This window comes from Bradyrhizobium sp. BTAi1, assembly GCF_000015165.1.
GTDB classification, from domain to species: domain Bacteria; phylum Pseudomonadota; class Alphaproteobacteria; order Rhizobiales; family Xanthobacteraceae; genus Bradyrhizobium; species Bradyrhizobium denitrificans.
The window spans coordinates 5901713-5915472 of sequence record NC_009485.1 but is presented as its reverse complement, the minus strand read 5'-3'; the positions used below and the strand labels follow the sequence as shown (position 1 = coordinate 5915472).

At 65.5% G+C, this 13760-nt stretch carries 9 protein-coding genes; 3 read left to right on the top strand and 6 right to left on the bottom strand.

The features are described from left to right. Positions 1 to 16: 16 nt before the first annotated feature. From rfaE1 to BBTA_RS26480, 3 genes are read left to right on the top strand one after another with little or no spacing between them, the layout of a single operon-like run. Entirely contained in the window at positions 17 to 1489 is a 1473-nt protein-coding gene (gene rfaE1, locus BBTA_RS26490) for a D-glycero-beta-D-manno-heptose-7-phosphate kinase (protein WP_012045582.1), read from the top strand. After that, positions 1486 to 2769 carry an O-antigen ligase gene (locus BBTA_RS26485; protein ID WP_012045581.1) on the top strand — a complete coding sequence of 428 codons (1284 nt, stop codon included), beginning with the start codon at positions 1486 to 1488 and terminating at the stop codon, positions 2767 to 2769. Before rfaE1 ends, BBTA_RS26485 begins: the two co-directional genes overlap by 4 nt. Beyond that, positions 2766 to 4679: a nucleoside-diphosphate sugar epimerase/dehydratase gene (locus BBTA_RS26480; RefSeq protein ID WP_012045580.1), complete on the top strand. Its 1914-nt coding sequence runs from the start codon at positions 2766 to 2768 to the stop codon at positions 4677 to 4679. Before BBTA_RS26485 ends, BBTA_RS26480 begins: the two co-directional genes overlap by 4 nt. Here the strand turns inward: BBTA_RS26480 and BBTA_RS26475 are convergent. The 6 genes from BBTA_RS26475 to BBTA_RS26450 form a co-directional block, all read right to left on the bottom strand. Beyond that, positions 4665 to 5684, bottom strand: a complete 1020-nt coding sequence (locus BBTA_RS26475) for a glycosyl transferase (RefSeq protein ID WP_012045579.1) — start codon at positions 5682 to 5684, stop codon at positions 4665 to 4667. The two genes, BBTA_RS26480 and BBTA_RS26475, sit on opposite strands and share 15 nt — an antisense overlap. Next, a complete protein-coding gene (locus BBTA_RS26470; protein WP_012045578.1) occupies positions 5681 to 6838 on the bottom strand; it encodes a glycosyltransferase family 4 protein in 1158 nt (385 codons plus the stop codon). The genes BBTA_RS26475 and BBTA_RS26470 overlap by 4 nt, the downstream gene beginning before the upstream one ends. Before the next feature lie 154 nt (positions 6839 to 6992). Further along, positions 6993 to 9533: an NF038122 family metalloprotease gene (locus BBTA_RS26465; RefSeq protein ID WP_012045577.1), complete on the bottom strand. Its 2541-nt coding sequence runs from the start codon at positions 9531 to 9533 to the stop codon at positions 6993 to 6995. 195 nt (positions 9534 to 9728) lie between these two features. Continuing rightward, on the bottom strand, positions 9729 to 11843 hold the full coding sequence (locus BBTA_RS26460; protein WP_012045576.1) for a TIGR04372 family glycosyltransferase: 2115 nt from the start codon (positions 11841 to 11843) through the stop codon (positions 9729 to 9731). Further along, entirely contained in the window at positions 11840 to 12907 is a 1068-nt protein-coding gene (locus BBTA_RS26455) for a glycosyltransferase family 2 protein (RefSeq protein WP_012045575.1), read from the bottom strand. Before BBTA_RS26455 ends, BBTA_RS26460 begins: the two co-directional genes overlap by 4 nt. Before the next feature lie 42 nt (positions 12908 to 12949). Beyond that, positions 12950 to 13699: an ABC transporter ATP-binding protein gene (locus tag BBTA_RS26450; RefSeq protein ID WP_012045574.1), complete on the bottom strand. Its 750-nt coding sequence runs from the start codon at positions 13697 to 13699 to the stop codon at positions 12950 to 12952. Between the last annotated feature and the right edge of the window lie 61 nt (positions 13700 to 13760).

Below are 13760 nucleotides of genomic sequence, written 5' to 3'. Positions count from 1 at the left end.
ACCGAGACTGCCGCTGATGTTCGACTTTGACGATCTCTCGCAAGCGATCGCCCGCCAGACGGTGCTGTGCGTCGGAGACCTCATGCTGGATGAGTTCGTCTATGGCGAGGTGTCGCGGATCTCTCCCGAAGCGCCAGCGCCGGTGATTGCCGTTCAGCGCAGCGAGATCAATATCGGCGGTGCCGGCAACGTCGCACGCAACATCGCAGCGCTTGGCGCACGCTGCATCTTCGTCGGCCTCGTCGGCGATGACGCGGCGGCGGCCCAACTCGAGGCGGAACTGGCCAGGGAGCCGGGCATCGAGACCGTGCTGGTGCGCGATGCGTCGCGGCCGACGACGCGCAAGGTTCGCTTTGTGTCCGAGCATTTCTCCGCCCACATGCTGCGCGCCGATTGGGAGCGCGCCGCGCCGGCGTCCGGCGAGATCGAGCAGAGGCTGATCGATGCGATCGTGCCACGGCTGGCAAGGGCGGATATCGTGTTGTTGTCCGACTATGCCAAGGGCGTGCTGACGGCGCGCGTGCTGCGCAACGTGATCGATGCCGCGCGCCGGGCCGGCAAGCGTGTGATCGTCGATCCCAAGAGTGCGAATCTTGCGATCTACCGCGGAGCGAGTGTGTTGACGCCGAACCGCAAGGAGTTTTCCGAAGCAACCCGCAGCCGTGCCGAGACGGAGCAGGAGATCGCTGCGGCGGCGCAGGATGCGATCTATCTCGCCGATTGCGAGGCCATTCTGGTGACGCAGAGCGAGCGCGGCATGACCTTGGTGCCGCGCCAGGGCGATGCAATCCACGTCCCGGCCTATCCGGTGAAGGTGCGCGACGTCTCAGGGGCTGGCGACACTGTGGTTGCCGTCCTCGCCGCGACGCTTGCGGCCGGTGCGGGCTGGGAGGAGGCCTTGCGCATGGCGAGCGCCGCAGCGGCCGTGGCGGTCAGCAAACAGGGAACTGCCAGCGTGACATCGGCCGAACTGCGCCGGAAGATTCTTCCTCACGCCTATCGCGCGGCCGAGGAAAAGATCATCGCGGGCGACGGCGAAATCCTGGCTCGGGTCGAGGGCTGGCGGAGCGAGGGACTGCGCGTCGGTTTCACCAATGGGTGCTTCGACATTCTGCATCCAGGCCATGTCAAGGTGCTCACGGCTGCCCGCGCCGCCTGCGACCGGCTGGTGGTCGGGCTGAACAGCGATGCGTCGGTCAAACGGTTGAAGGGCGAGAGCCGTCCCGTTCAGGACGAGCGTGCCCGCGCCGAGGTGCTGGCTGCGCTCGAGGCGGTGGATCTCGTCGCCATCTTCACGGAGGATACGCCGCTTCGCCTGATCGAGCTGGTTCGCCCGAGCGTGTTGGTGAAGGGCGGTGATTACACGCGTGAGCAGGTGGTCGGACACGAGGTCGTGGAGGCGGGCGGCGGTGAGGTGATCCTGATTGACATCCTGAAGGGGCACAGCACGACGGCGCTGGTCGATCGGGCACGGAGCGACGGCCGATGAGCGCCTTGGCTGGTCATCCCGCTCCGACGCTGCTGGCACGCCGTTGGCGCGATCCCGCGGCGTGGCGAACCACCGTCGATGTCGTTGCCATCCTGCTGGCGGCCTCTCTGCCATGGTCGACATCGCTGGTCTCGATCCTCGGCGTCGTGATGTTGATCACGATGCTGCCGTTCCTCGACCTGGCACGTCTGCTGCAGATCCTGAAGCGTCCGATTTCGCTGGCACCGATCGCTCTGTTCCTGCTCGCCCTGGTCGGAACGCTGTGGTCGGATGCGGCGTGGGGAGCGAGGCTCTATGCCGTCGGGCCTGCAGCCAAACTTCTGGTGCTTCCCGGCTTGTTCTACCATTTCGAGCGGTCCGAACGCGGCCTCTGGGTGTTCACCGCGTTTCTGGCCTCCTGCGTGCTGATGGTCGGGATGTCGACGGCCGTGGCGTTCAATCCGGCGCTGGCGCTCAAGGCCAATGCGGATCGCGGCATCTTCGTGAAGAACTATATCGACCAGGGCCAGGAATTCTCGCTCTGTGCGGTGGCGCTGGCCTATCCGATCGCGCAGCTGCTGCGCGCCCGCCGGTTCGCGCCGGCCGCCCTGCTGACCGCGATCATGATTGCCTTCCTGGCCAACATGATCTTCATCGTCGTCTCGCGCACCGCGTTGGTGACGATCCCGATCCTGCTTGCCGTGTTCGGCCTGATCCACCTGAAATGGCGGGCCAATCTGCTGATTGCGGTCAGCGCGCTCGCGCTTGGTCTGGCGGCGTGGTCGGTGTCGCCGCAACTGCAGGCCAAGGTCGCGACCTTCACGAGCCAATATCAGGACTACAGGAACGACCGCGGCGTCACCTCGATCGGCGAACGGCTGGAATTCTGGCGCAAATCTCTGCGCTTCTTCGCCGATGCCCCGCTGATCGGACACGGCTCAGGCTCGACCCGCCATCTGTTCGAGCTGGCGGCAAGCGAGCGCTCGGACCTCGCCGCCGGAACGGTGGTCGGCAATCCCCACAACCAGACGCTCAACGTCGCCGTCCAGTGGGGGACGCTTGGGGTCATCATCCTCTACGCCATGTGGGCGGTGCATCTGCTACAGTTCCGGGGCGATGGCCTCGTGCCCTGGATCGGGCTTCTCGTCGTCGTGCAGAACATCTTCACCTCGTTGTTCAACTCCCATATTTTCGATTTCCACGAGGGATGGATGTATGTGATCGGCGTCGGCGTCGCTGGCGGTATGCTGCTGCGATCGAAGCCAAAGCCCGATGAGACCCAGGGACCGGCCGTGACATGACGCGCCTGTCCCAACTAACCTCCCGCAACCTGCTGATCGCCGTCCACGACCTGCTCGTCAGCGTCGTCGCGCTGTTTGCCGCGTTCTATATCCGTTTCGAAGGCGCCAGCAGTTTCTGGGAGCGGGTCCCGCTGCTCCTGCAGCTCCTGCCTTATTTCATCGTCTTCAGCTTCGTGGTCTTCTATTTCTCCAACCTGCTGACCACGAAATGGCGCTTCATTTCGCTGCCGGACGCGCTCAACATCGTGCGCGTCGCGACGGTGCTGACGCTGGCCCTGCTGGTGCTGGACTACATCATCGTCGCTCCGAATGTCCGCGGCACCTTCTTCTTCGGCAAGCTCACGATCATCCTGTACTGGTTCCTGGAGATCTTCGCGCTGAGCACGCTAAGGTTTGCCTATCGGTATTTCCGCTACACGAGGGTGCGCCACCACGCGAGATCCGAGGATGCCGCGCCGGCGCTGCTGATCGGCCGCACGGCGGACGCCGAGGTGGTCTTGCGTGGCATCGAAAGCGGCGCGGTCAAGCGGATCTGGCCGATCGGAATCCTGTCGCCTTCGATGGCCGACCGTGGTCAGTTGATCCGCGGCGTGCCGGTGCTGGGCGGCATCGACGACATCGAGGACGTCGCCACGGACTTTGCCCGCAGGGGCAAGCCGATCGCGCGCGCGCTGATGATGCCGACCGCGTTCGAGCCGGACTGCCATCCGGAGACCTTCCTGATGCGCGCCCGACGGCTGCGCTTGATCATCAGCCGGCTGCCTTCGCTGGAGAGCGGCGATGCTCCGCGACTGGCGCCGGTGGCGGTCGAGGACTTGCTGCTGCGGCCGAGCGAGAAGATCGATTACGGACGGCTCGAGGCGCTGGTGAGAGGCAAGGCGGTCGTCGTGACCGGCGGCGGCGGCTCGATCGGCGCCGAGATCTGCCAGCGTGTGGTGGCGTTCGGCGCGGCGCGGCTGCTCATCCTGGAGAATTCCGAGCCGGCGCTCTATGCGATCACCGAGGTACTCGCGGCCGCCCCCGAGGCCAAGGTCGCCGTCGAGGGACGGATCGCCGACATTCGCGATCGCGACCGGGTGTTCGCGCTGATCGGCGAGTTCAAGCCGGATCTCGTGTTTCACGCGGCCGCCCTGAAACATGTGCCGATCCTCGAGCGTGATTGGAGCGAGGGCGTCAAGACCAACATCTTCGGCTCGATCAACGTCGCCGATGCCGCGGTGGCGTCGGGCGCGGAGGCGATGGTGATGATCTCGACGGACAAGGCGATCGAGCCGGTGTCGATGCTCGGACTCACCAAACGTTTCGCCGAGATGTATTGTCAGGCGCTCGACCGCCAGCTTGCGGAGCGCCCGATCGGCCGGCCGCCGATGCGGCTGATCTCCGTGCGCTTCGGCAATGTGCTGGCGTCGAACGGCTCGGTGGTGCCGAAGTTCAAGGCCCAGATCGAGGCGGGCGGCCCGGTCACGGTGACTCATCCGGACATGGTGCGCTACTTCATGACCATTCGCGAGGCCTGTGACCTCGTGATCACCGCGGCCTCGCATGCGCTGGCACCGGAGCGGCCGGGGGTCTCGGTGTACGTGCTGAACATGGGCCAGCCGGTCCGCATCGTCGAACTGGCGGAGCGCATGATCCGCCTCTCCGGACTGCAGCCGGGCTACGACATCGAGATCGTGTTCACCGGGATTCGTCCAGGCGAGCGCCTGAACGAGATCCTGTTCGCGAGCGAGGAGCCGCCGGTCGAGATCGGCGTCGCCGGCATCATGGCCGCCAAGCCGAACGAGCCGCCGATGCAGACTCTGAAGGGATGGATCGCGGCGCTGGACCAGGCCATTGCGCGGAACGATCCGGTGACGATCAAGGCGGTGCTGAAGGACGCGGTGCCTGAGTTCGGTTCAAGCGCCGCCTGACGGCCGGACGCGCGGCTGCGAGAACCGACGCAGCACGACGGCCACAGCGCCGAGGCCGACGACGATCAGGATCACGTCAGCCGCAACCGAGCGCATCACGACCGACGTGCCGGCCAGCACTGCGAGGCCGATGTTGAGCACGAACACGTCGCCGACGACACCGGCTACGGTGAAGCCGTTGTCGGTGGCACGCTGATAGAAATGCGTGCGGTGCGCGGCCCAGAACGGCTCGCGCCGCGCCATCCGCCGCAGCAGGGTGAGAGTAGCATCGACCAGATAATACAGCGGCAGCAGCAGCGCCGCCGCGATGGATCCCTGCCAGGCCAGTTGCAGCAGCGACCAGCCGAGCAGCAGCCCGATCGGCAGGCTGCCGACATCACCGAGGAAGACCTTGGCCACGGGCCGGTTGAACGGGGCGAAGCCCAGCATGGCGCCGCCGAGCGCCGCGGCGATCGCCGTTACCGGCCATGGCAGCAGGCCGAAGATGCCGAACAGCACGAGCATCGCGGTGACCGGCACCGCTTCGGCCACGGTCATCAAATCGAGCCCGTCCATGAAGTTGACGAGGTTGACGAACCAGAGACCGGCGATCAGCAGCAATGTGCGCTCGATCGCCAACGGGATCGGCAGCAGCCTGAGATCATCCGGCGCGGTGAAGACGACCAGGCCGACGGCCAGCCCTTGCAGGACGAACCGCGGCAGCACCGGGATCGGCCGGATGTCGTCGACCAGGCCGACGAGTGCCAGCAGGGGCACCGCGACGAACAGGGATGTCAGCGGCGCAAACCCGTTGACCGACGCAAAAGCGCCGCCGCCGACGAGGGTTGCGCCGATCACGGCAATCCCGGCGCCCTGGGGCGTTGGGATCTTGTGCGAGGAGCGGGCGTTCGGCCGCGCCAGCGCGTAGCGCTGCAGCACCGGCCGCAGCAGTACGATCAGCACCGCGCAGATTGCGGCCGCAAGCAGAGTGACGGAAACAGCGATGGCGGCGGGGTTGGCGATCATCGATGCGGACCCGATGCGGTTGCGAGGCCGTCATAGAGTGCGACCACGGAGCGCCCGATGATCGTCGCAGAGAGTTTGTCCTCGACGAGCTGCCGCGCGGCTTTGCCATAGCGGGCGCGCAATTCCGGCGAGGTCGCAAGCTGCGTCATCGCCTGCGCCAGGGCGGCCGCATTCTCGATCGGGACCGACAGGCCGGTCTGGCCGTGGATCGCGATCTCCCGACAGCCGGGCGCGTCGGTTGAGATCAGAGGGCGGCCGCAGGCGGCCGCTTCCAGCAGGCTCACAGGAAGTCCTTCACGATGTGACGGCAGCACGGCGATATGGCTCCGTCGCCAGAGCTCGGCGATGTCCTTGACGTGGCCGAGCAGGGTGATGCCCGGCTCGTGCCGCCAAGCCTCGATCTCCTCGGGGGAAACCGAGGCCGGGTTGGCCGGGTCAGGGGAGCCTGCGATCAGCAGCTGATCGTCGCGGCCCTGCTGGCGCAGCATCCGGTGGGCGGCGACCAGGGCGCGGATGCCCTTGTCGGTCAGGAGCCGCCCGGCAAAGCCGAAGGTGATCGGTCCGCTCGGTTCGGGCAGTGGCCGGAAGCGGTCCGTGTCCACACCGGAGCCCGGGATCAGCGTGATCTTGTCGCCCCGGACGCCCATGGCCTTCAGGGCCTCGCGGTCATCCGGGTTCTGCACCAGCACACGGCTCGGTGCGCGGTTCATGAGCCAAGGCATCAGCCACAGCATGCCCTGCTTGAGAAGGCGCGAGCGCCAGCTCGCCGAGGTGAAGATATAGCCCAGGCCGGTCATGGCGTTGACGACCGGTGTGGCGCGCCCGAGCGCGGCCAGCGAGCCGAGCACGCTGGATTGCAGTCCGGAATGGTGCACCACGTCCGGACTGATGGCCGCCTCGACGGCGCGGATGGCGCGGATCGTGGGCAGCGCCGACGAGGGGGACAGGCCGCCGCGCTGGAATGGAATCGGGTGCAGGACGAAGCCCTCGGCCCTTATCGCAGCAGCGCCCGCATTCACATTGGTCGCCACATGCACCTCGTAGCCGGCGTCACGCGCGGCACGCGCCATCGGCAGGCGATGCATCAGGAAGGCGTAATCTTCGTTGGCCACGTAAAGCAGGCGTCGCGGCGAAGCGGAGCGGGGCGAGGGCATCAAACTCACGGTCTTGGACGGTCGGACCGCCGTATAGGCCAAGTGCGAGCGTTGCGCGAGCCGTTATCTGCCTGCCCCCGCGAAGCAGCAGCCGCGGCCCCTCGGGATGTTACCCTGCGGCTGCCGATCGTCTTCCTGAATGCCGCTTGCCCGGTCAGACCAGGTGGAAGCTCGACTGATGCGACAACAACTCGGCCGTGGACACATGCTGGACAGTGATGGTGTCCTGTGCCGCATCGGTGATGACGGCGTTGCCGGAGGCGTCGTCGTGGATCGCAGCCACGAGCGCAGACTGGTCGGCAAACAAGTTGTGGCTGATCATGATCGTGTCGATTCCGGGGGTGAAGCCGGAGAGGCTCGCTTGTCCGAAATGGTCGGCGAAAACGAAGGCGTCATGCCCCTGCAGCACAACGGACTGCGGAGCCGTGCCGCTTGCCGAGGTCTGGATCCCTGCGCCGGAGATCAGGGTGCCCCCCTGTCTGTCTGCCGCGAAGTGGAAGCTATCCTGCGACAGCTGGCCGATGAAGTGCAGGGAGGTGCTGTGGGTGCCATCGGTCAAAGACAAGACCCCATCGGGGGCGCCGAACTGCGTCCGCAGGGAGGCAAAGGTCACGTCCTTCACATCGATCTGGTCAGCCGTGCTCCCGAAGCCGATCAGCTCGCCGCTGAAGCCGGACGATATGACGAGCGTATTGCCGGAGGCCGCTGGCTGGGTGGCGGATTGCGCGGCAGCCGGGATCGCCGAACTTGGCGATCCGATGACGCCGTCGCCGTTCAGATCTTGGTGAAAGATCGTCTCGAAGGATTTCACGCTCGTCGTCGACCCGTCGACGAGACCGGTCAAATTCCCGCTGTAGCTGCCGTTGGCATCGGTGGCCCAGAACGTGAACTGAGTGGTGCCTGGAATCTTCCAGGCAACGTCAAAACCGGTGGCTGTCTTGATTGCGCCGACCGGCGCGATCGATCCAAACTGCCCGACGGTCACCGCTGCTCCGCCATATTTGAGCTGCGGGCCGGTTCCGTTGACGTACATGTAGTAGTTGTCTGCAATATGGAGCAGATTCGTCGTATCGTTTGTCTGCACCAGCGACGCGGTTACGCCGATCGTGCCGTCGCCGTTGAAATCCTGACCGAAGGTCGTTTCCATCGATTCGGTCGCGAAGCTGCCGCCGGACACCAATCCCACGAGGTTGCCGGTGTAGTTGCCGTTCTTGTCGGTGGTCCAGAAGGTGAACTGGTTTGTCGCCGAGTCCTTCCAGGCGACGTCGAATGTGCTGCCGACCTGGATTGCTGCGATGGGCGAGATCGTCCCGAACTGGCCGACCGTGAACTGACCTCCGCCATACATCAATTGCGGGCCGGATCCGTTCACATACATGTAGTAGCCGTCAGCAATCTGCAGCAGACTGGTCGCGCCATTGGAATGCACGAGCGATGCGGTGACGCCCACCGTGCCGTCGTGATTGAAATCCTGGCCGAACGTGGTTTCCAGCAACTCCGAGGTCAGGCTGCTACCGGAGACGAGCCCGGAAATGTTGGATTTGAAGTTGCCGTTGCTGTCCGTCATCCAGAACGTGAACTGATTGGTGCCCGGGATTTGCCACGCGACGTCATATCCGGAGCCGGTCTTGATTGCTCCGATGGGTGCGATGCTGCCGAACTGCCCCGAGGCGACGGCCGTGCCGCCATACTTCAGCGTTGGTCCGGTGCCGCCGGAAACGCTGTTCAGATAATAGGAGCTTCCGACCAGCGTCAGGCTCGTATCACCATTCGTCTGGATCACCGTTCCCGTGGGGCCGGTCAGATGAAAGCCGAGCGCGACGAGTTGCTTGAGGTCGACGGATGTCAGCGTCTGTATCGTGCTGCCGGTGTAGAACTCGTTGAACGGGTCGTTGCCACCTTGAACGCCGCTGTTGAGGAAGTCGCTCGGGTCGGAGGATTGGCCGTAATCCCCGAGCTTGGTGTAGCCGCCATCGACCGAGAAATAGGCGGTCGATGCCGTCGCGCCGCCCGTCATCAGCCGGTTGCCTGCGCTCGAGAAGCGGAACAGATCGAAGATGTCGGGCTGCGGCCCGTAGGGGACGCGGCCGAAGGCGTGGGTCAGCTCGTGCAGTGCGACGCCGACCAGCAGGTTCGGATTGATGTCTGTTGCAAAGGTGGCTGCGCCATCGTCGGTCGTCGCATCGTTGGCGCCGAGACCGCCCCACAGCTTCAGCTGCGAATTCCACACCGCAACGTAGGACTGGCCCTGGATGCTGGAGCCGGCCGGCAGCGCATTGAACGTCGTATCGCCAGGGGTGGCATTGTTGATCAGATTGCTCCGGACGCTGGAGTAGCTCATCCACTGTCCGCCGTCGGGACCGGCCGCGGCGCCGCCGCCCGTTCCGCTATAGTCGATCTTGAGGTTGACCGTGATCCGATCGGAGATCATCGAGGTGAGGATCGCGGCGGCCTGCTGGATGCCGGCCCGAAAGCTCGCGGGGGCATTCATCGCCGCCGTATCGAACAGCAGGTTGATCGTCAGTCCGCCGGAACTAACGGCGGTCACGGCGCCGATCCCGGCGAAATCGCCTTGCGCCAGCTGGGCTTCGACCGCCTCTTCGGGCAGCTCGACGGGGTCGGTCGGAGGCAGTTCTATTGGGGGCGAGTAAGCCACATCGGGCGGGGACACTTGCGAGTTGGTCGCCTGACTCATACCACAGCTCCAGCCATCCGCGCGAACGGTGCAGGGGGACCGGGTTCGACTGGCTGCCGAGCCGATTGCGACCGTACCGGCCTAGTTATGAGATCAGCTGTCTTGCCTGCCGGTTAATGAGTATCGCGGGTTCCAGAGGAACGACCGGCATTTGCCTGGTCCGGGCGCAGATCGAACCGGGACTCGGCGCTGCGTTCAGTGCAGCAGCTCGGGCAGCCGGTCGAGGAATGCCGGAACCGGTAGCGCGGCACCGAAATTGTAGGGATTGTCGGCGAGGGCGGTGCGGTAACGGTCGAGCAGGCTGCCGCCATTCCGCAACGGCTGGCAGGCCTCATCGAGGCAATCGAGCTTGTAGCGAACCGCTTCCGTGATGTCCTGCCGGGTGTTGGGATGAATCTCGAGCCCGTGACGGCCGAGCACCGCGGTGTCGATCAACAACGCCTGCAGCGGTTGGCGATAGGTTTCCCGCAGCGACAGATAGCGCCGGGCGCGGCGGTCATAGACCGGACGTACGGTGAAGTCGGTGCGCTCGTGCCAGAACTGGCAGTCGTTGGAGATGCAATTGACCAGCAGCATCGGCGTTCCCAGCGCCTGCACCGCCGTTGTCAGCCCCGATGTCGTGCCGACGAAGAAGCGTGCGGCGGCACAAAGATAGAGGTCCATCTCCGCTGATTTGATGTCGCTGTGAGCGTAGTCGAATACGCCGGTGACGCCACCGAGCGGCGTCATGCTGCGATCGCCGAGGCGGACGACAACGCCGCCGCGCGCGGTAATGGCGGCGATCGCGTCCATGTAGTCGCCGACATTGGCTGAGCGGTGCTGGCGCGTCGTGCCTGGACCGTCACCATGATAGCCGCCCTCGCGGATGTGCATCGCGACAAACCAGTCAGCGGTGACGCCGGCCGCGCGCAGCCTTGCTGCGCCGGCCTCCATCAGGTTCGACGGAACCTTCACGATGGGGCCGCGCCTTTGTGCGGCCCAGGCGACTTGCGCGCGGGAGGCGGCGTGAGCCCACGGTTCGGCCAGGCCTTCCTTGCCCCGGACGGCGATGAACTGATCGCCGACCAGCCGCTGATAGGGCAGGAGATCGTCGACCAGAACGGGGTCCTCGACGATCGTCACATGCGGTGCGAACAGCCTGAGAAAAGGCTGGTTGACCACTTTGTCCGCCGGTGCGAGCAGGACGTAATTGGCGCGCGGCAGCATGCCCAGTGCGGCCATGCGCAGGTGGCAATCGATGAAGCCGATATGGCCGATCAGCGTGACCCATTCATAGCCGAGCAGCCGCACCGGCAGGTCAGCCTTGAAATGGCCGCTGACGGCGGCGATGCGCTGGATCAGCGCATCGGGGATCGACCATTTGTCCGCCAGCGCGTCCTGATGATCGAGCGCGGCTTGATAGCAGCGGAACGTATCCTCGTAGCGGCCCTGGTGATAGAAGTTCTCGCCGAGCTGGATCAGATTGTCGTAGATCAGGAGCTCGCCGGCATGCTCCAGCTCCCACGCACTCGGGCTGTACGTCGATGGATCGTAGCCGCCGGCATAGTTCTGGTGCGCCATCACCGAGCGCGGATCGCGGGCGACGGAAGCGTTGAAGCAGGCTGCGGCCTGCGCAAGCTCCCCCGCCAGGGCGTGGACCGCGCCGAGCTTGCGCAGCGCGTTGCTGTCGCCGGACGCCGATGCCACCTGCAGGAAATGCGCGGCAACGGGAAGGTTGCCGCGATACATGTGGGCAACACCGACCGCGAAATTGATCGCGAAGCTGCCGATCGACTCGGCCTGCGGAACGTCGCGAACGATGCGGTCATAGGCGCTGCAGAGAGCGAGGGTGGCGAAATAGGCCTGTGCACCCATCCCCGTCCGCGACTGCACGTCGCTGCGAAAGATCAGGTTCAGAATGCGGACTGCGCGCAACGCGCTCGGCTTGCGGCTGGCGGCGAGATGAAGCTGGGCTGACGCGGCGAGCGTCGTCAAGGTCAAACGCGCCAGCAGCCGGCCGAGCAGCGTTCCGCGCGCAAGCTGCCGGTCCATGAGACGGAGCAGTCTCGTGCCCGCAGGCGCGACGATGAGCGTGCGGTCGACGATGTTGGCGGCGCGCGTGGTGAGCGGCAGCAATTGGCGGCGCCGGGCGCTCAGAAAAGCATAGAGGCGGAACGCGGAGCCCGTCAGCCAGGCCTTCAGGGGCGATGTGCGGCGCGCGCCAGCCTGTGTCGGACCCGCGGTGGGGACGGCCGGACGGTCTGTGGCCGCAGTCTTCCGCGGCTTGCGCAGCCGATGCCGGAGAGAGCCGAAGGGAGCAACGGGCGTCATGGTGCGCGGTAGCCCGGCGTTGCCGACACGATCGCGCGCCGCGCACGCCGCTGCGCAACCAGGCGCGTCAGCGACATGGGCCGTGTCCGCAGGGTGACCCATGCCAGCGCGGCAAGCCGGCCGCCGGCGCCCAGACGCAGGAGCGACTGCAGCAGATGCCTGTCGAACGATGTGCCATCGAGCAGCGCTGCGGCGCGCTCGGCTTTGGCCGAGCGAGCTGTCTGGCTGCCGAGCACCATCCGCACCGCGCCGAAGCGGTTGCGCCGCGCGAACAAGGCGGCATAGTTGTCCGGGAACAGCCCGCTGTCGGTGATGAGCGCGCCGATCTCCTTGAGCTTGGCATCGAGCGATCTCGGGTCGGTCGCCGTGGCCGTCGAATAGTTCTGGCCGTGGATGCGCCAGTAGCCCAGGATTTCGGCGATGAAGTAGCAGCCAAAAGTCAGCGCGAGGCGTCGCGCGAGAAATGCGTCCGAGAACGAGCCGAGCTTGACGTCGAAGCCGCCGAGCGCCTGCAATGCGCCGCGCCGATAGAGCGACGTGGTGCCGGAGAAGTAGTTGTCGCCGACGCGCAGGATTCGTCCGACGTCCGCAGGCGTCAGCATGGTCGATAGGGCGGCGGGGAGCATCATCGGTCGCAACATCCGTCTTCCGGAAGCGCCGTTCGGTCCGATGATCTCGCAGCAGGCGACGATCAGCCCTGCATCGGGGTGATCCGCCGCGTGTGCCATGGCCCTTTCGAGATAGCGCGGGTGCAAGGCGTCGTCGGCACCGAGAAAGCCGATCCAATCGGTATCCGCGATCGCCAGCGCTTCGTTCTGGCCGCGCACGACGCCCTGGTTCTTCTCATGGCGGATCAGTTGCCAGCTCGGTCGGTCCGCGAGAAACCGGGAAATCACCTCGATGCTGTGATCGGTCGAGCAGTCATCGATGATGATGACGCGGTCCGGCGCCCGGGTCTGCCGGACGATGCTGCCGAGCGACTCTGGCAGGTAATGGGCATGATTGAAGTTCGGAACGACCAGGGTCGCGGTCGGCGAGGCGGCAGGGCTGGTCGTCATGGTCATGGCTCAGCGAACATCCTGCCGCAACATGGTCGGTTCGGCTGCTCAGGCCGGCGGCAGTTCCTTCAGAACATCGTCCAGCGCTCCGAACGCCCGCACGCGCCCGCCATCCAGATACAGGCCGAGATTGCAAGTTTCGCGGAGCAGCCCGAAATCGTGGGACGCCAGCACGACGATGCCCGAACGTTGCGTGATCTGCTGCAGCCGGTCGTGCGTCTTCTTGCGGAATTGTGCATCGCCGACCGCGATCCACTCGTCCATCAGGATGATGTCGCCGTGGATCGAGGCTGCGATCGAGAACACCAGGCGCAACAGCATGCCCGAGGAATAGGTTCGGATCGGTAGCTCCAGATAGTCACCGAGTTCGGCGAACTCGGCGATCTCCGGCACACGCTCCTCGATCTCTTCGGGACTGAGGCCGAGAATGAGGCCGCGGGTTCGGATGTTCTCGTAGCCCGACGCTTCCTCATCCATGCCGAGGCCGATGTCGAACATCGGGACGTTCCGGCCGACCACGCGCAATGAACCTCGCGTTGGCTCGTAGATGCCGGCCAGCACGCGGATCAGCGTGGTCTTTCCGGCGCCATTGTGGCCGACGAGGCCGAGCCGATCTCCCTGCTTCAGGCTGAAGCTGATCTCGTCGAGGGCCTGCACGAACTGGAACGAACCCTCGCCCTTCGAGACCCGGCCGCCGACGCGCGACGCGGCCTTGATCGCAAGATGCCGGAAGGAGCGCGCATTCGGTGGCGCGACAGGAAATTCGATGCCGATCTGCTTGGCTTCAATCAAAGGCATGAGAGGTGAATCCAGAGAACTTGGCCGCTCCGACGTGACGTCGTCCCGTTGCCGATCGGAA